The 17855-nt window shown below is 65.5% G+C and carries 18 protein-coding genes and 1 tRNA gene; 8 read left to right on the forward strand and 11 right to left on the reverse strand.

The annotated features are described in order from the left end of the window. The first annotated feature begins 21 nt into the window (after nt 1-21). The 4 genes from ACWUI7_RS08710 (at nt 22) to moaA (ending at nt 2978) form a co-directional block, all read left to right on the forward strand. Nucleotides 22-579 carry a hypothetical protein gene (locus tag ACWUI7_RS08710; RefSeq protein WP_496641838.1) on the forward strand — a complete coding sequence of 186 codons (558 nt, stop codon included), beginning with the start codon at nt 22-24 and terminating at the stop codon, nt 577-579. Between the two features lie 52 nt (nt 580-631). Then, nucleotides 632-1057: a universal stress protein gene (locus tag ACWUI7_RS08715; protein ID WP_496641839.1), complete on the forward strand. Its 426-nt coding sequence runs from the start codon at nt 632-634 to the stop codon at nt 1055-1057. Further along, a complete protein-coding gene (locus tag ACWUI7_RS08720) occupies nt 1054-1857 on the forward strand; it encodes an MBL fold metallo-hydrolase (protein ID WP_496641840.1) in 804 nt (267 codons plus the stop codon). Before ACWUI7_RS08715 ends, ACWUI7_RS08720 begins: the two co-directional genes overlap by 4 nt. A gap of 116 nt (nt 1858-1973) precedes the next feature. Continuing rightward, a complete protein-coding gene (gene moaA / locus ACWUI7_RS08725) occupies nt 1974-2978 on the forward strand; it encodes a GTP 3',8-cyclase MoaA (protein WP_496641841.1) in 1005 nt (334 codons plus the stop codon). A 546-nt stretch (nt 2979-3524) separates the two neighbouring features. Here the strand turns inward: moaA and ACWUI7_RS08730 are convergent. The 6 genes from ACWUI7_RS08730 to btuC form a co-directional block, all read right to left on the reverse strand. Continuing rightward, a tRNA-Thr gene (locus ACWUI7_RS08730) sits at nt 3525-3597 on the reverse strand. Between the two features lie 600 nt (nt 3598-4197). Further along, the gene (locus tag ACWUI7_RS08735; RefSeq protein WP_496641842.1) at nt 4198-4587 is read right to left on the reverse strand and encodes a peptide ABC transporter ATP-binding protein; all 390 of its coding nucleotides are present in this window, start codon (nt 4585-4587) and stop codon (nt 4198-4200) included. After that, on the reverse strand, nt 4574-4795 hold the full coding sequence (locus tag ACWUI7_RS08740; protein WP_496641843.1) for a hypothetical protein: 222 nt from the start codon (nt 4793-4795) through the stop codon (nt 4574-4576). The genes ACWUI7_RS08735 and ACWUI7_RS08740 overlap by 14 nt, the downstream gene beginning before the upstream one ends. Nucleotides 4796-4865: 70 nt before the next feature. After that, nucleotides 4866-5855 (reverse strand): class I SAM-dependent methyltransferase, encoded by a 990-nt coding sequence (locus ACWUI7_RS08745; protein WP_496641844.1) that lies wholly within the window; start codon nt 5853-5855, stop codon nt 4866-4868. Nucleotides 5856-5974: 119 nt separating this feature from the next. Continuing rightward, nucleotides 5975-7180 (reverse strand): ATP-binding cassette domain-containing protein, encoded by a 1206-nt coding sequence (locus ACWUI7_RS08750; protein ID WP_496641845.1) that lies wholly within the window; start codon nt 7178-7180, stop codon nt 5975-5977. Continuing rightward, entirely contained in the window at nt 7177-8319 is a 1143-nt protein-coding gene (btuC, locus tag ACWUI7_RS08755; protein ID WP_496641846.1) for a vitamin B12 ABC transporter permease BtuC, read from the reverse strand. The genes ACWUI7_RS08750 and btuC overlap by 4 nt, the downstream gene beginning before the upstream one ends. A 62-nt stretch (nt 8320-8381) precedes the next feature. Between btuC and ACWUI7_RS08760 the strand changes: the two genes are divergently transcribed. Next, complete coding sequence (locus tag ACWUI7_RS08760; RefSeq protein ID WP_496641847.1) at nt 8382-9512, forward strand: PGF-CTERM-anchored ABC transporter substrate-binding protein; 1131 nt, start codon at nt 8382-8384, stop codon at nt 9510-9512. A gap of 15 nt (nt 9513-9527) precedes the next feature. Here ACWUI7_RS08760 and ACWUI7_RS08765 read toward each other — a convergent pair whose 3' ends face one another. After that, complete coding sequence (locus ACWUI7_RS08765) at nt 9528-10733, reverse strand: threonine synthase (RefSeq protein ID WP_496641848.1); 1206 nt, start codon at nt 10731-10733, stop codon at nt 9528-9530. Nucleotides 10734-10841: 108 nt separating this feature from the next. Here ACWUI7_RS08765 and ACWUI7_RS08770 point away from each other — a divergent pair, with 108 nt between their 5' ends. Further along, nucleotides 10842-12161 (forward strand): NAD(P)/FAD-dependent oxidoreductase, encoded by a 1320-nt coding sequence (locus tag ACWUI7_RS08770; RefSeq protein ID WP_496641849.1) that lies wholly within the window; start codon nt 10842-10844, stop codon nt 12159-12161. A 295-nt stretch (nt 12162-12456) separates the two neighbouring features. Here the strand turns inward: ACWUI7_RS08770 and ACWUI7_RS08775 are convergent, their stop codons facing one another. The 3 genes from ACWUI7_RS08775 to ACWUI7_RS08785 form a co-directional block, all read right to left on the reverse strand. After that, nucleotides 12457-12786: a 2Fe-2S iron-sulfur cluster-binding protein gene (locus tag ACWUI7_RS08775; protein WP_496641850.1), complete on the reverse strand. Its 330-nt coding sequence runs from the start codon at nt 12784-12786 to the stop codon at nt 12457-12459. Between the two features lie 127 nt (nt 12787-12913). Next, complete coding sequence (locus ACWUI7_RS08780; protein WP_496641851.1) at nt 12914-13837, reverse strand: sulfide-dependent adenosine diphosphate thiazole synthase; 924 nt, start codon at nt 13835-13837, stop codon at nt 12914-12916. 127 nt (nt 13838-13964) lie between these two features. Further along, a complete protein-coding gene (locus tag ACWUI7_RS08785; protein WP_496641852.1) occupies nt 13965-14336 on the reverse strand; it encodes a hypothetical protein in 372 nt (123 codons plus the stop codon). 88 nt (nt 14337-14424) lie between these two features. Here ACWUI7_RS08785 and mvaD point away from each other — a divergent pair, with 88 nt between their 5' ends. Next, nucleotides 14425-15423, forward strand: coding sequence for a phosphomevalonate decarboxylase MvaD (gene mvaD / locus ACWUI7_RS08790; RefSeq protein WP_496641853.1), 999 nt, complete (start codon nt 14425-14427; stop codon nt 15421-15423). A gap of 71 nt (nt 15424-15494) precedes the next feature. Here the strand turns inward: mvaD and lipP1 are convergent, their stop codons facing one another. Continuing rightward, nucleotides 15495-16442 carry a LipP1 family hormone-sensitive lipase gene (gene lipP1 / locus ACWUI7_RS08795; protein ID WP_496641854.1) on the reverse strand — a complete coding sequence of 316 codons (948 nt, stop codon included), beginning with the start codon at nt 16440-16442 and terminating at the stop codon, nt 15495-15497. 49 nt (nt 16443-16491) lie between these two features. On the opposite strand from lipP1, the gene ACWUI7_RS08800 reads away from it, so the two are divergent. Continuing rightward, nucleotides 16492-17853 carry a DEAD/DEAH box helicase family protein gene (locus ACWUI7_RS08800; protein ID WP_496641855.1) on the forward strand — a complete coding sequence of 454 codons (1362 nt, stop codon included), beginning with the start codon at nt 16492-16494 and terminating at the stop codon, nt 17851-17853. Nucleotides 17854-17855: the final 2 nt, after the last annotated feature.

Consider the following 17855-nt stretch of genomic DNA (forward strand, 5'->3'; position numbering starts at 1 on the left):
GCAGCGATGAACGGGGTGTCGATGGATAGTCTCGCGATCGAGTACGGGGTGCACGACCGCGTTACAGAGGTGATAGACCGGATTCTATTCTATGCGGAGTACGTCAGCGTCGACTTCGGCGAGTGGGACGAACCACACGTCAAGGGGCCGGGGTTGTACTTCGCGGTCGTCGCCGACAGAGAATACGGGGCGTACGCCGACCCAATGGGCGATAATCGATGGCCAAAAGACCGGTGTGCGTCGGTCTTCGACGAGGATGAATTCGTCGCAGCGACCCAGTCTGTGAGCGTCAACCAGGACGGCGGGATCGTCGTCGCCGTCGATGGGGAAGTCGAAGCGCAGATGGTTCGGTTCCGCGATCTCGGGACGCGACGCGATGAGGCCGACCTCGTCGACGACGTGGGGTACGAGCCGTGGATGGGATCGCGCCACATGAGTGCGATCGAGACGTCGGTGCGGCCAGAAGTGGTCGCAACGGTGACGCTGAGCGAGGAGACCGGTCGCGTGAGTGTCTTCCGCGACGGCGTAGCCGACTCCGTCGCTCGCGAGTCGATCGGTGGCGCCTGGCGTACCGAGTGATCGCTCAGAGACACTGGGTACAGTTATACCGGCTCCGCGGTAACGCCGATACATGTACGACGACGTGTTGATCCCGACCGACGGGAGCGATGCGGTCAGCCAAGCACTCGATCATGCGATACCACTCGCCAGTGACCACGAGGCGACGGTACACGCCCTCTACGTCGTGGACGGCCGTGTACTGGCAGCGAACTCCGGAGACCTACGTGAGGCGGTGACCGCGGACTTAGAATCACAGGGTGATACAGCCGTCCAGGCGGTTGCCGATCGCGCCGAAGCGGCCGGTCTCGACGCTGAGACGACCGTCACACAGGGCACGCCCGACACCGAGATCGTTGCGTATGCGGCGTCGAACGACGTCGACCTCATCGTGATGAGCCCGACAGGGAAGTCACCGCGCGAGCGAATCCAGTCGCTCGGCAGCGTCTCTGACCGCGTGGCCGATGACGCGACCGTTCCGGTGCTCCTCGTCAAGTGACCCGGAGCGAGACCACGCGACTCACGGTCCTCGGCAGTGGAAGCGCGATGCCCACACCGGGGCGGGCGCAGTCGGGGTACCTGCTTGAGGCGTACGACTCGGACGCTGAGACCGACCGCGCGCTGCTCGTCGACTGCGGAAGCGGTGTGCTCGGCCGCCTCGCCGAGACGAGCGTCGGCTACGAGGGCGTCTCGACCGTACTCGTGACCCACCGCCACCTCGACCACGTTGCGTCGCTGCTCCCGCTGGTGAAGGCGCGGTGGCTCGCCGGTGAGACGCATCTCGAGGTGATTGGTCCGACCGGCACGAAAGCGCTCGTTGACGGACTGCTCGACGTCCACGACTATCTCGACGGCCGGATCGATCTCGCGATTCGGGAGGTGCCCGCCGGGCGTCCGTTCACCGCCGGCGGGTTCGGGGTCGTCGGCCGCGAGACGCGTCACTCGATGCCGTGTCTCGCGTATCGCATCTCACCGCCGGACCAGTCGGACGAGCCCGCGACGGGGCCGGTGACACTTTCGGGCGATACCGAGGCGTTCGCCGGGCTCGCACGATTCGCCGACGGCAGTGATCTGCTCGTCCACGACTGTTCGTTCCCGGACGAGGTCGACGTCTCGAATCACCCGACCCCGACCACCCTCGGTCAGTCGCTCGCGGGTGTCGACGTCGATACGCTCGTGTGCTCGCACCTGTATCCGCACACGACTGGCCGTGAAGACGAGATGGCGGCGAACGTGCGCGCTGCCGGCTTCAACGGCGCAGTTCGGTTTGCCACCGACGGCCTCACCGTGTCGGTGTAGTCGGACCGTGCGTTGCGAGCGCAGCCGGTCACTCGTCGGGGAGATGTAACTTCTGACGGTTTCGCCACACGGGCATTGAACCGGATGTTTAATAGATCACAGGCGGAGTTCCGGGTATGACCCAGCCGCTCTCGGACGACTTCGGGCGGGAGGTGACCGGCGTGCGGGTGTCGCTCACCGACCGGTGTAACTTCGACTGCGTCTACTGTCACAACGAGGGTCTCGGCGATACGCGCGGCCCGATGGATCCGAGTGACGACGAGATGCACGCGGACGATGTCGTCCGCTTTCTCGAGGTTGTCGAAGGGTACGGCGTCGAGAAGGTGAAATTCACCGGTGGCGAGCCAATGTTACGGCGGGATCTCGAGGAGATACTCGAACGCACGCCCGATTCGATGGAGGTGTCGATGACGACGAACGGCACCTTCCTGCCAGGTCGCGCGGCAGACCTGCGAGCGGCCGGGCTCGACCGGGTCAACGTCTCTCAAGACGCGCTCGATCCAGACGACTTCGCAGCGGTGACGACATCCGGGGCGTACGAAAAGGTCCTTGAGGGCGTCAAAGCCGCCGTCGACGCCGGACTTGACCCAGTGAAACTCAACATGGTGGTGTTCACCCACACGGCGGGATACGTCGAGGAGATGGTCGAACACGTCGCCGAAAACGACGGACTCCAGCTCCAGCTCATCGAGTATATGCCGGAGCTCACCGGCAAGCCGGAGTGGAATATCGATATCGAGCGGGTCCACAACTGGCTCACAGAGGTCGCCGACCGAGTTGAGCACCGCCAGATGCACGACCGGCGGCGGTACTACGTCGGTGAGGAAGCGCCCGGTGAGGGCGGCGGTATGGTCGAGATTGTGGACCCCGTCGAGAACGAGTCGTTCTGTGCGAACTGTGGCCGCGTCCGGGTGACACACGAAGGCTACCTGAAAGGGTGTCTCAACCGCAACGACGACCTTCGATCGATGGGCGAGATGACGCGTGCGAAGATTGCTGAGGCGTTCGAGGCGGTCGTAGCGAACCGCGTGCCGTACTACGGTGAGTACCTAGTAAAAAACGAGGATGGAACCTACGAACTCAACGAGGAGTACCTTGGGACCCCGACGATCGCTGACTGAGCCGCGACGGTCGGCGTGATACCACGCGGGATGTGGATGCGTCACGTACGGGTGCGGTTCCAGCCACACTCCTGTCAGCTGGTTCCATACGCGTGAGGTACTGGTTGTGTGAGCAAGACGACTTCGTGATAGCCAGGCGCAATTTGTACCACACCCTCCCCAGCCGATTCTGTACGTGTGTGACAGTGGTCGTGTGACCGAGACAACGCTGTGACAGCCGGACACCAATTACCGCCACACCCTCCCCAGCCGATTCTGTACGTGTGTGACGGTTGTTGGTATGAGTATGTGACGAACACGACTGCGTGATTGCCGGACACCAATTACCGCCACACCCTCCCCAGCCGATTCACTCGCACGCGCTCGCGAGCACGTTCCGCGACTCGCGAGGCGCGCGCCTTTCTGGAAGGTACCCATGCCAGCCCCACCTCACACTTCGTTTTTTCTACTCGCTAGATGGCGGGGTTACATGAGCTAAAGGAGAAAGTCCACAGCATTGCCGGTGGGATAAATCCGACGACACAGATAAACGCGCAGCCGAGGGTAAGCCGGAGGAGGGATTTGAACCCTCGACCTATTCCTTACGAAGGAATCGCTCTGCCAGCTGAGCTACTCCGGCACGCATCACAATGTACCCCGATGGCGAAAATAAGGGTTCCGGAACGGGGCCGACGTCGCTGTTGGGCGGTTCACGCTGCTTTCCTATCGAACCCGTCAACCAAGAAAAACGAAAACGGTTGATAATCATCCGATTATTAGATCACATATAAGGATAAAATCTAAATATCCCTGCGAGTTCTACCTTGATGCCGTACAACACCGATCGTATGCCACGATATCGAGAACGGTTTCAGATTGGTGTCAAACCGACCGATGCCCGAATCGGATGGTAAGACCCCATCGGCGGCTGCCCCCACCGGTCGCCGACCACGGGCTTCCACTGTCAGCACAGCCGACGTGTGACGGACGTCTTTGACGTGCCAAGCGCGAGGTCGCCTCTGGCCCCGACAGTCAACGGCTGTGGATCCTTGTCATGTACCGGGCACTCGTGTTCGTCCCCACCCGTTTTGCGGGGACGGCAATCCACTTGCGACAGCCAACCCACGAGAAGCGCTGCAGCCGCAACGCTGATCACGCGCAGTAGTGAGCAACCTCCCAGTGTAGACAATCTCCGACAGCGCGACCACTCTGACTCGCCGAGTTGCTACCCACCGAGCTGCTACCCGACGAGCCGACGCGCCGCGTCGACGGCGGCCGAGAGTCCGTCCCACCCAGCGCCGAGGACGCCAGCGACCCGCGGTTCGGCCGGGGCAACCGCAAGCCACCGTGCGACTGGCCCGGGCCGAGCCGTCGCACCGAGCACGGCAACGGTCCGGCCTCTCACCCGCACCTCAACACTGAGGTCGGTCGCGACGAGGAGCCGCGTCGGCCCAGTCGTGTCTGTCTCGCTCGCTAGTGACCGCGCGAGCCGCACAGCCGCGCGAACCGTCGGTACTTCGACGAAGAGGCGGTCACCGGTCGACCGCACATCGAACTCGGCCCCATCGATGGCCACGGTCAAGTCGTCGGTCGCGACGGTCAGCGGGGCCGGCAACTCACTCTTGTTCACGGGTCGTGACTCGCACCGTCCCGTCGAGCCGCCAGTGAGCGTGTTCTGCGTCGTCGCCGGTCCCGCTCGGCACCTCGACGCTCATATCCTCGAAGTCGTAGATGATCTCCGCGTTTCGACCAGTCAGCCGATCGTACAGACTAATTGCCAGGTCGGGCCAGCTCGTCGTCTCTTCGATCCGCGTCTCGGGGGTGTCGTCGGCACTCATGCAGACTTCTGTTTAGCCTCTACCGTCATATAATTTGTCACGGTTTCGACGATTTACCGCCGAAGCGTATTCACCGCCGTGTCAGCCGAACGTCGAGACAGACGTTCTCCTCGTGGGGGGCGTACGACCGGACCACCCGTTCAGTCTCGACGGTGAGGTCGTACGCCCCATCGGCCGCCTCACTGATCGTTCGTCGACCTGGTCGAAAAGGATCGGTGTCGTGTTGAATATCGTAGTAGTGGAGCACACACTCCTCGCCCGCGAGCGACACGGCCGTCTCGAGAAAGTCATCGGCCGAGTGTGGGAGGTTCATCACGAGACGGTCTGCCGTGTCGGTGTAGGCGTCGGTCGACGCACGAACGTCGCCAGCGATCGCCGTCACGCGGTCCTCGACGCCGTTTCGGACCGCGTTTTCCCGGAGGTACGCAACTGCGGTCTCGTTCAGGTCACAGGCGATGACATCGGCCCCACGGTCGGCCATCGGGATCGCATACGGGCCGACGCCAGCGAACATGTCGATCACACATTCGCCCGCAGACACCTGTTTTGTCACCCGGTGTCGCTCGGTGGCGAGCCGCGGCGAGAAGTACACTCGCGCCACATCTAGGGCGAATGCGTGGCCGTACTCGCGGTGGACCGTCTCCGTGCTGTCACCTGCGAGTACGTCCCACTCGCGGACGCGGTGGTCGCCCTCGATCGGTGATGCTCGGTCGAGCACTGTCGTACACGGGAGATCGGACGCCATCACCGCATCGGCGATAGCGTGGGCGCGCGCTGTGTTGTCCTCGTCGATAATGACGATGTCACCGAGTCGCTCTAAAGACGGCTCGAAGCCGAGCAGGTCGGCGGGCGTCTGCTGGTGGTCTCGGGCCGCGAGATCGCGCTCGACGACCTGGCTGGCGAGACACTCCGGGACCGCAGTCGGGTCCGTTACCGGCAGGTAGATCGTCCCGTCGTCGACAGCAATCTGGTACTCGCCGTTCAACACGTCGGCCTCGGCGAGTTGTGTTCGGACGGTCTCGCCGCGCTCACGCGCGACCGCGACGCAGGGAACGGTCATCGATTGACGAAGACGGTCGGAGCGATAAAGCGTGACGCTTCGGCTGCCACAGAGTGTGACCGCGGTGATTCGACCCGGCAAGCCACCTGCGGTGTCGGCTGTTCCGGTAGCACGGTGGGTCACGCACCAGATGCAGACACAGCAGCAACTCGAGCGAGCAGGGTTTCGTCGGTCGGCGGATCCGCTGGATCGACCACGACGTCTGCGCGTTCACGGATTGCCGATGGAACCGTTCCTGATCCATCCGTGACTGCAACGACGACAGCCGCGCGCTGGACGTGATCGAGTGCTGCTGCCCGAGCCTGCTCGTCGACGCCGGCGAACGGTGGGACCGACACGATCGCCGCGCCGACGTCGGCGGCGACGAGTGCGGCGGCGTCACCGTCAGGGACGACGCCGACCGAGAGGTCGTGTCCGGCTGCACCGAGGCGAGCCACGACCCGGGCCGTCTCGGGTCCCACGCCCGCGACGTGGACCCGGTGGGACGTGACGTCCGTGGGTGGATATGCCGTCACCGTTGGCGAGTCGGTTGCGGAGGCGCGCCCCACAAACGCCTCTGCGTCGAACGCCTCGTGAATGGTATCCGCACGGAGCACGGTATCGGGCGGTCCGGCCGCCCGAACTCGCCCGTTCGCGAGCATCACCACCCGATCGCAGTACCGGGCTGCCATCTCGAGATCGTGAATCGCAGCGATCGCGGCTCGGCCGTCGTCAACGAGTCGCCGGAGCAGGGCCATCGTCTCAACCGCGTGGTTCACATCGAGACTCGCCGTGGGTTCATCACACACCAGGGCGGGCGTCTCTTGGGCGAGCGCGCGCGCAAGAAGGACACGCCCCCGCTCCCCACCGGACAGTTCGGTGATCGGCCGCTCGGCGAAGACTGCGGTCCCCGTGCGTGCCAGCGCGCTGTCGACTGCGTCGACGTCGCTTGCGTTCGGTCCCTCGAACCGTCCGCGGTGTGGGGTACGACCCATCTCGACGACTTCTCGAACGGTGAACGCGAACGAAAGTCCCGTTTCTTGGGGAATGCTTGCCACACGACGTCCGACGGCACGCGCAGAGAGCGTCTCAAGTGCGTCACCTGCGAGCCGAATGGAACCTGCATCCCGCTCTGTTATTCCTTGGATCGCTTGCAGAACGGTCGTCTTTCCGGCACCGTTTGGCCCGATCAGTCCGACGAGCGAGCCCGACTCGAGTGTCAGATTGACCCCCTCGACGACGGTGACGTCGCCGTACGAGACCGCGAGGTTGCGGACGAAGACGGGACACTCCGTGTTGGTCTCATTGGGGGCACAGTCAACTGTAGCCGACACCTCATCGCTCACAGCTCGTACACCTCGCGGCGGCTGAGCAGGTAGACAAAAAAGGGCGCTCCGACAGCGGCGGTGACGACGCCGACCGGAAGCTCCGTTGCGCCAGCGCGAGCGATCGTATCGGCAGCGACCAGAAAGGTCCCACCGGCGAGTGCGGCTGTCGGAAGCAGTACTCGGTGGTCCGGCCCGACGACGAGTCGGAGCACGTGTGGAACGACGAGCCCGACGAAGCCGACGACCCCGGCGAAAGCGACGCCGGCAGCCGTCACCAGTGCGCTTACCCCGAGCAACACCCGCTTGGTCCGCTCGACATCGACACCGAGCCCTCGCGCTTCCGCCTCACCGAGGAGCATGACATTCAGGTCGCGTGTGTACGCGAGGAGAATGAAGAACAATGGGGGCACGGCGAGTCCGACGATGAGCACCTCACTCCAGCTCGCACCGGAGAGGTGGCCCATCAGCCAGGCGACGATCCGTCGGAGCGACTCACCCGCCTGCAGCTGGAGGTACGAGATGACCGCACCGAGGAACGTTTGGACCGCCACGCCCGCCAGAAGCAGCGTCGCGACCGGTGTCTGCCCCTGTCGGGTTGCGATGGCGTACACGCCGAACGCGGCCACGAGGGCACCGACGAATGCGAACAAGCTGACCCCTGCGCCGTATGAAAGACCAACGTCGACCGCGCCGATCCCCGGCACCCACAGTGTTCCGGCGAGCGCAATCGGTGAGACGATGAATGCGACCGCACCGGCAGCCGCACCCGACGAAACGCCGATAATCGACGGATCCGCCATCGGGTTCCGGAAGAATCCCTGCATTACGGTGCCGGCGGCCGCCAGCGCGAATCCGACGAGTGCCGCGAGCAGGATGCGCGGCAGCCGGACCAACACGACGATACGGCGGTGTACGTCGTCCACGGGGAACGCGAACGGTGACCGGTACGCCACGCCGAGCCGCGGCAGCGCAAACGGACCGATTCCGGCGGTACCGAACTCGACGCCGGCCGGGATCACGACCGCGTTCGCCACGACTCGCACGACCGTTGCCGGTGGAATCCGAACGGGCCCGATGCCAGCGCTCACCGTGATCGTGAGAGCGAGTGCTACGGAGAGCGCGAGCGACCAGAGAGTCACACGACGACGGACGCGCATTCGATATCCAACACCGCTTGTAGTAGGTAAATACTTATTGACACAGCGGCCTCGGTGATCCGATGCGAACCCAATTCGCGGTCGTCGTCGGACTGCTCGTGGTGACCGCACTCGTCGGCGGTGCTGTTGGGGTGGCAGCAGCCGACGGCTCGGTCGGAGCCAGCGACCGACCGGCCAGTGTAGCGTCGCCAGCGGCGGCCGCCACGCCACAGACCGGTGGCGGAGATGAGACCTGCTCGTTTCCGCTATCGATAACTGATGCGACGGGCCAGACCGTGACGCTTGAGTCGCCACCGGAGCGCATCGTCACGACGAATCCGTCGGCCGCACAGACCCTGTGGGAGCTCGGCGAGCGCGACCGCGTCGTCGGCGTAACCCAGTACGCTTCGTACCTTGACGGCGCTAAAAACCGGACGAACGTCTCCGCAGCAGGTCTCGGTGTCAGCGTCGAACGAGTGGTTGGAACAAACCCAGACCTCGTGGTGGCGCCGAACGCCTCCGCCGACCAGGTTGAGTCGCTCCGTGACGCCGGACTCACCGTGTACCACTTCCCCGAGGCGACGAGCGTCGCGGACATCGCCGCCAAGACGACGACGACCGGGCGACTCGTCGGCGCCTGTGCGGCCGCTGCCGACACCAACGCCGAGATGCGCGCGGCGGTGAACACGACGCGAAACCGGACCGCCGGGATCGACCGGCCGGCCGCACTGTATCCGCTCGGCGGCGGCTTCGTCGCCGGCGGCGACACGTTCATTACCGCGGTGATGGAGATTGGCGGACTCGAAAACGTCGCTGCCGAGTACGCTGGCTACCCGCAGCTCTCCGATGAGGTCGTCTTGCAGGCGGACCCGGAGGTGCTGGTGGTGACCGACCCCGACGCCCCGATCCTCGAGACGGAGCCGTACGCAAGCACGACCGCGGGACAGACAGCACGCGTCGTGGTCGTCGAGGTTCAGTGGATGAACCAGCCGGCACCACGGAGCGTTGTTGAGGCGACAGCGACCATCGCCGACACGGTCACAGGATCCGAGACAACGGCGAGTGGCAGTGATGACGTGTCGTCCGATACGACCGACGGGGAGGCTGATTCGACGGCATCTGAGACCGGTGCCACAGCACCGGGCTTCGGTGTCCCAGTCGCGGTCCTCGCCGTGCTTCTCGGACTCCTTGGAGCGACTCGGCGCCGACCCTGACCGACCGCGATTCGTTCAGATACCTTGGCCCATCAGGTGACTGCGGAGGACGTCGGGCGTTTTGAGCCCGGCGTCGCTGTTTAGCAGGACGACGGTGTCGTCCGGATCGAGTTCGTTGGCTTCAGCGAGCGCCCACGCACCGGCCGGAGCGGCCCCGCCCGTTGCGCCCATCTCAACTACTTCGTTCTGTGCGACCGCGACCGCGCTCGCTAAGATGTCGTCGTCGTCGACGGCTACTGCCGTGCCGCCGCTTTCTGTGACCGCTTCGATAGCCGCTCGCCCCCCCGCTGGGTCGGGCACCTCTAACTCGCCACAGATGGTGTCCGGCGTCGACCACGGCTCCGGCTCAGTGAGTCCTCGCTCAACTGCTGTCGCGATCGGTGCACACCCGCTCGGCTGGGCGGCGACGATCCGCGGGACCGCGTCTATCGCGCCGATCATGGTCAGATCGGTGAATCCTTTATACACGCCGGCGATAACCTCACCAGATCCGGCTGGAACGACGACGACATCGGGAGTCGCCCCGAGGTCGGCCACAACCTCGAACGCGACCGTCTTCGCTCCCTCGTGACGGTACGGCGTGGCGAACGCGGTCAGGTCCGTGTATGTCGTCTCGAGCTGGTCGTCGACGGCGGCTGCGGCGTCTGGATATCGCCCACCGACGACCCGCATGTCCCCGCCGTGGACGTTCGTCATCGCCTTACTCGAGAACGGACACCGCGAGGGGACGAAGGCGTACGATCGGAGATCGGCCCGACCCGCGTACGCTGCCATCGACTGCCCGCCGGCGCCCGGACTGGCACACGCAAGCGGCTCGACGTCCCGGTCTCCGGTGACACCGGCGACCGCGGTCATCGCGACGGAGAACCCGCGGTCGAGGACGGTTCCCGTGGGGTTGCGCCCCTCGTCTTTGACGTAGACGGCCGCGACGTCGAGCTCCTCGGCGAGCCGAGCCGTCGACACGAGAGGGGTTCGCCCCTCACTTGCCGAGATCGCTGTCGACGCCGGGAACGGCAACAACGCGTCGTACCGCCAGTGTCCGGGCGTCGGGCCATCTTCACCGGCGGCTCCGACGAGAAACGCGTCCGGATCCACGGCGTCGTAGTCGTAGGTCGGTTCGACCGCTCCCACGTCGTCTGGGAGTTCGCCAGGGTCCGCCGTCTCGTACACGCGCCCGGACGACACGCTCTTGAGCCCCTCAAACGCCTCCGTCGTGTCCATACAGTTCCTTGTGGCGGCGGCGACTAAGCGCTTCCCTCTCACGGTTGTGTATGTCGGTGTGAGGCCGACCCGCCGACCATTATACCGGTGCCGGCCCAAACACGATGCATGGATACAGACGCCATCGTTGTCGGCGGCGGCCTCGCCGGGCTCGTCTCGGCAGCTCGGCTTGCCGAGGCCGGTGCGGACGTGACGTTGTTCGAGCGGGCAGACGCGACCGGCGGGCGCGTCGACACGCGCAGAGTAGACGGGTTTACGCTTGACCGCGGCTTTCAGGTGCTTTTCACGAGTTACCCGGCCGTATCGCGTGAGCTCGACGTCGACGCACTCGACCTGCAGGCGTTCTCACCCGGGGCCACTATCTGCCGGCCCGGGTCGCGCGCCGTGCTCTCGGATCCGCTGCGCGACCCCACCGCCGCGCTCGAGTCGGCACTCAATCACGAGGTGCCGTTCGCCGACAAGCTGCGCACCCTCGCGCTCCGGTATGACCTCTCGAAGCGGGATGAAGAGACGTTCTTCACCGGATCGGATGCGTCGATCCGTGAGTACCTGGAGGAGTGGGGCTTCTCGCGTGCGTACATCGAGCACTTCGTCGAACCCTTCTACGGGGGGATCACGCTCGACCGGTCGCTGTCGACCTCGAAGCAGGTGTTCGAGTACACGTTCCGGGCGATGAGCCGCGGCTCGATCGCGGTCCCCACAGCTGGGATGGCGGCGATCGCCGGCCAACTCGAGACCCGTGCCCGCGACGCTGGGGTGACGGTCCGGACCGGCGAGTCGGTCGCACACGTCGAGTCGGCCGCCGAATCGGGTAGCAGGCTCCCATTCCGCTCTCGAGGTCCGAAAACGGGTGCCCGGGTGATGCTCGCGGACGATTCGACGCTCGACGCGTCGACGGTCGTCGTCGCGGCGACCCCACCGGAGGCCAGACGACTGACCGGCTGTTCGTCGATCCCAACGACGGGCGTGCCAACGACCACCGGCTGGTACGCCCTTCCTGCCGGGGTGACGTTCGAAACCGGCCGGCGTATCCTGCTCAACGCCGTGTCCGACTCGCCGAACACGGTGGTGCCGATGTCGGAGGTCGCACCGGGATACAGCGACGACGACAGACCGCTGCTTTGTGCGACGTTCCTCGGCGACGCGTCGCTTGACCGCGAGGACGACGCGCTCCGCCGTGATGTCCGAGATGCCCTCGCTGCCTGGTTCCCAGAACACGGCTTCGAGGGCCTCGAGACGGTCGCTGTCGACCGAATACCCTTTGCGCAGTTCGCCCAGCCACCGGGTGTGTACGACGACCTGCCGCGTCCCGACGACCCGGGTGGATCGGTCGTGCTCGCCGGCGAGTACACCGAGTGGTCAGCAATCCAAGGTGCACTCGAGAGTGGTCGTCGAGCCGCAGCGGCGGCACGTTCACACCTCGACTGAGCGACTCGTGTGGGTTCGCCCCGGCGGCTCGGTGTACCGGTACAGATCCCTCTGCCGTCGTATGTACCTTCCCGCTGAGAGCCGTTTAACACGGATCCAATCGTACAGCTGCATCCGGCTGTGTTGTGCTGTATACGTACTTATTATCCAACTATTTCATTTGACGCTGCATAATTTCTGCTGCAATGAGTGAATGATCAGCGGACGCTCCGGTAGGAGTGACGACACGTGTACCAACCGGCGAAGCATTCGACGCGGACGACAGCATTGTGCCGCAGACGCGGACCAGTTGAGATTAGTCGTCGTCGGCCGGAGCCGCCCCGGTCGATTCTTCGGATGACTCAAGACTTGGCGGGTACCGGCCACGGACGATCTTGAGGTCAGACTGTGGGCGGGCCATACAGGTGAGCGCGTAATCATCGGCCTCTTCATCGCTGAGTCCGCGGGCGGCCGGTTGGGTGACGTCGCCTTCGAGTATCTCGGCCGAGCAGGCGAGACACATGCCGACGCGACAGGAGTACTCCTGTGCGATCCCCGCCTCGAGACAGGCGTTGAGGATCGTCTGGGTGTCGGCGACCTCGATTGTCTCGCCGGTCCCGACGAACTCGACGGTGTACTCGGTCATAGGGCCGACTACCTGCCGGGCACACATAAAGCGTTATCATCGCTCGAGAGACGGTCGACGGATGTGGCGGTCGAACGTTCGAGTGCGCTCGTTCGATAGCCTGGATGACGGCGACGGACGTTTCGGATCAGTCGTCAGCAGGCGCAGGACTCCCGGTCGAGAGTTCCACGTCGGGGGCGCTGACGCCGAGTTCGTCCAGTGCGACCTGTGCGGCCTCCTTCCCAGAGACGAGCATCGCACCGAAGGTGGGCCCCATCCGCGGGAGGCCGTGGGTCGTCGCCGTCGCCATACCGGTGACGACAAGGCCGTCGTGAGCGAGACCGGTGTTCTCGACCACTGCGTCCTCGCTCTCTCCAACCCACATGGAGTCATGACCCGGCGAGTCGTGGCCCGGTGCGCCGTACGTGTCGTTGCTCGTCTGGTCCATGCCGGTGTCGCCCTCCTCGATACCGTCGGCGTCCAGTACGCCACGTTCATCGAGTTTCTTCACCGCCATGGCATCATGGCCCGTCGCGTCGATGACGAGGTCTGCCTCGACGGCAATCGGATCGACGCAGGTGATTTCGCGAGGAAGGGCGTGGACCGGCGTCCAGTTCATCACGATGCCGCCGACGCGGTGGTCCTCGCGGATGACGATATCCGTGAATTCGGTCATGTTCTGCATCTTCGCGCCGGCGTCGCACGCGGCCTTGATCAGACCTGAACACGCTTCCGGCCCGTTGGCCACGTAGAGACCCTCGCTGTCCCGTGACTGTGTGTACTCCACGTCGAGGTCGGTGAGAATCTCCTGTGCGGGGTCGCGCACGGTGACCTTGTTCATGAGGAAGCCGCCGAGCCAGAATCCGCCGCCGAGATAATTGTTCTTTTCGACGACCATCACCTCGACACCGCGCTCGGAGAGCTCCTTCGCGGCCATCAACCCCGATGGACCGCCGCCGACGATGATGACCTCCGTATCCGAGAAGTCCATGAACTCCTCCGACCATTCCTGTCCGATTGCGCGGGTGACCTCTGCTTCGCCAACGTCGCTGAACTGGTCGAAATCCTGCATACCACTTGGTTATATCTTACAGTGGTAATAAAACCTTCCGGTGGCTACCACCTCGTGTTGAGACATGCAGAAACGCACGGCTGCGAGCGTATTCGAAACGTCATTAACCACATATGCAGTCCCGTTTTTACAGTCGTTCGAGCGCCTCGTCAAGATCGAACTGTTCGGTCCGCGTCTCGAACTCGTCCGACTGGCCGGCACCGCCCTGATCGTCGTCGTGATCGGTATCTGCCGGCGATGAGCGAGACGCACAGATGCGAACGTAGTCGCTCACGACGGCGTCCGTCGTGACGACAGCGTCGAACCGCTCGCGGTCACGCGCCGGCCCCGAGAACGGCTCCACAGAGACGATGCCGTCAACGCGACATTCGATCGCGGCACACACCGCTGCCCGAAGATCGTCAGTCGTCTCGGCCCATCCGGCTGGCGGGACTCGTGGAAGCTCGCGGTCGCGAAACTCCCACGTCTTCACCTCGATGGTCGCCGTCTCACTCGACATATCGAAAGATGCACCGCCACTTGCAAGTGCGTTCCGACCCGCTCCGCCCATCGCAACGACTAATCCCCCGCCGACCGCCTCCCGAAGTATGACCCGAAAGACTACGGCCCGCGCCCACCCGATACAGGGACTCGTCAAGTACCACGGGATGCGCGACGCCTCGCTCCGACTCCCGTACCACGACAGCATCAGTCTCTGTACCGCGCCCACCGCGACGACGACGACCGTCGAGTGGGAACCGGACAGTCGCGAGGACACCTACGTCATTGGCGGCGAGCCGGTCGAGGGACGCGCTGCAGAGCGCATCGACGCGGTCGTCGACCACGTGCGGGAGCTCGCCGGGATAGACCACGCGGTCAGACTCGAGAGCGAGAACTCGTTCCCCTCAAACATTGGGTTCGGGTCGTCGTCGTCGGGCTTCGCCGCCGCCGCCCTAGCGCTGACCGAGGCGGCCGACCTCGAGCTGTCTCGTTCGGACGTCTCGACTGTCGCCCGCCGTGGCTCCTCGTCGGCGGCGCGCTCGGTGACCGGCGCGTACTCGGTCCTCACGGCGGGGCTGAACGACGCCGATTGCCGGTCGACGCGGCTTGACGTCGGCGTCGGCGACGACGGCTTCGACCCCGAATCGGACCTCCGGATCGTCGCCGCCCACGTCCCTGCGTACAAAGAGACCGAAGCGGCCCACCGCGAGGCGGCCGAGAGCCACATGATGCAGGCCCGTACCGCACACGTCCAAGACCAGCTCGTCGAGATGCGCGACGCGCTCCGTGCCGGCGACTTCGATCGCATCTACGGGACCGCAGAACACGACTCGCTGTCGCTGACGGCGACGACGATGACGGGGCCCGCCGGCTGGGTGTACTGGCAGCCCGAAACGATTGCTGTGTTCAACGCGGTTCGCGCGCTCCGCGAGGAGGGCGTGCCGGTCTACTTCTCGACCGACACCGGTGCGTCGGTGTATGTCAACACGCGCGCCGAGCACGTCGACACCGTCGAATCGCGGGTCGCCGACGCCGGCGTCGACACCGACGTGTGGGAGGTCGGGGGACCAGCGCGTGTCCTCGACGCGAGTGAGGCGCTCTTCTGAAGCGCGGGTCGACCGGATGCGGTGTCGACGCGTGGGTCGACCGAGGCTCCGGGCTGTCGATCTGGGATCGCTCACAACCGCTCACGAACGTCGGCAGCGATGGCCGCCATTGCCTCGTCGGCGACCGTGACGCGGTCGGTGAGACTACAGAAGCCGTGCGCCATCGCCGGGTAGTGCCGGTGTGTCGTCGGCGTTCCCGCCGCTTCGAGCCGGTCGGCAAGTGCGACGCCGTCGTCGCGGAGCGGGTCGAAGCCGGCGGTGACGACGGTCGCCGGTGGGAGCCCGCCGAGGTCGTTCGCCGCGAGCGGCACGGCGAACGGATTGTGTTCGTCGACGGGACTCCGCAGGTACTGCTCGTAGAACCACCGCATATCGGCTCGGGTGAGCAGCGGCCCGTCGGCGTTCTCCTCGTATGCCTCCGTCTCGAAGTCGTGGCCCGCGATCGGGTAGAGGAGGAACTGACCGGCGAGGGCGGGGCCACCGAACTCGCGGGCGTGTAGTCCGGCCGCGACGGCGAGCGTCCCACCGGCGCTGGTGCCGGCGACACCGATTCGCCCTGGGTCGGCACCGAGGGCTGGGGCGACCGTTGCGGCCCACTCAACCGCCGAGGCGGCCTCCTCGACGGCGACCGGGAACGGGTGCTCCGGTGCGAGCCGGTAGTCCACGGAGACGACGACGGCGTCGGTCCGCGTCGCGAGCTCCCGGCAGGGGCCGTCGATCGAGTCGAGCGTGCCCAGCGTCCACCCGCCGCCGTGCAAGTAGACGAGCAGTCGCGTCGGACCGGTGTCCGGATCTGTCGCCTGTTCCGGTTGGTACACCCGGACGGGCACGTCTCCGTGTGGCCCTGCGAACGCCAGGTCGCGCACGGCCGCGACGGGCGGTTCGGCCGGCCCCGAGAACACGTCGTCTTCGAGTCGCCTTGCGGCCGCGACGGACAGCGTGTGCCACGGCGGGAGCCCGAGCGCCTCGAGCTCGTCGACGACCGCCGCGAGTTCGGGGTCGAGTTCGGCTGCGCGCATGGCTCCAGCAGGCGGTGACGCTTTATCAGTCGGTCGGTAACGTCCGTCGATGACCGTCCGCCTCTCGTACGAGGCCGGCACGATACGCGTCGAGGCCGCCAACGAGCCGTCGCTCCCACCGCTGCCCGGAGTCGAAGCGGATCCGCGATCGAAGACGGGCCGAGCCCCGGCGTACCAGTATGCTGCGCTCCGACGGGCCCTGACGGTCGCCAGCGTCGCGGTCGACGACTGCGTACCGGGATGGAAGCAAACGGCCCCGAACGGACTCACCCTCTCGACCGCGTACGAGCTCCGTGCGTACCAGCGGGCGGCGCTCGCCGCCTGGCACGACGCGGACGAGCGGGGAGTCGTCGAGCTCCCGACGGGCGCCGGCAAAACGGTCGTTGCGATCCGCGCGATGGTCGACGAAGGCGTTCCGACACTCGTCGTCGTCCCGACGATCGACCTCCTTGAGCAGTGGCAGCGAGAGCTGGACGCGGAGTTCGACGTGCCAATCGGGCGATTTGGCGGCGGCGAGCAGCGGCGAGAGGCCGTCACGGTATCGACGTACGACTCGGCGTACCGCAAGGCGGCCTCGGTGGGTGACGCCTTCGGCTTCGTCGTCTTCGACGAGGTCCATCACCTCGGCGGCGAGGGATACCGCGACGTCGCCCGACTACTCGCCGCGCCGGCTCGCCTCGGGCTCACGGCAACCTTCGAGCGACCCGATGGCGCCCACGAGGTGGTCACGGACCTCGTCGGGGACCGGGTCTACGCGCTCGACGTCGACGACCTCGCCGGCGACCACCTCGCGCCGTACGACGTCCGTCGGATCGAGGTGTCGCTGACACCCACAGAGCGCGAGCGGTACGACGAGAACCAAGAAACGTTCCTCGAGTACGTTCGAGAGGCCGGGATCACCTTCTCTAGCGGTGAGGACTACCGAAAGCTGGTGATGCGCTCGGGGACCGACCCGCGGGCTCGCGAGGCCCTGCTGGCGAAGTCGGCCGCGAGGTCGATCATGATGAACGCCGAGCAGAAACTCGAGCGACTCGCCGACCTCCTCGACCGTCACCACGACGACCGCGTGATCGTCTTTACCGCACACACAGAGCTGGTGTATCGAATCTCCGAGCGATTCTTGATCCCGGCCATCACGGCAGAAACTGGGGCGACAGAGCGGCAAACGATCCTTGAGCGGTTCCGCGACGGCACGTACTCCCGGGTGGTCGCCGCGAACGTCCTCGACGAGGGCGTCGACGTTCCCGACGCCAACGTCGCGGTCCTCCTCTCCGGGTCGGGCAGCGAGCGCGAGTTCACCCAGCGGCTGGGGCGGATCCTCCGCCCGAAGTCGGACGGCGGACGGGCCGTGCTCTACGAGGTCGTGTCGACGGAGACGGCCGAAGAGCGGGTGGCGCGTCGGCGACGGTGAGC

Source organism: Halorubrum orientale, from assembly GCF_059623105.1.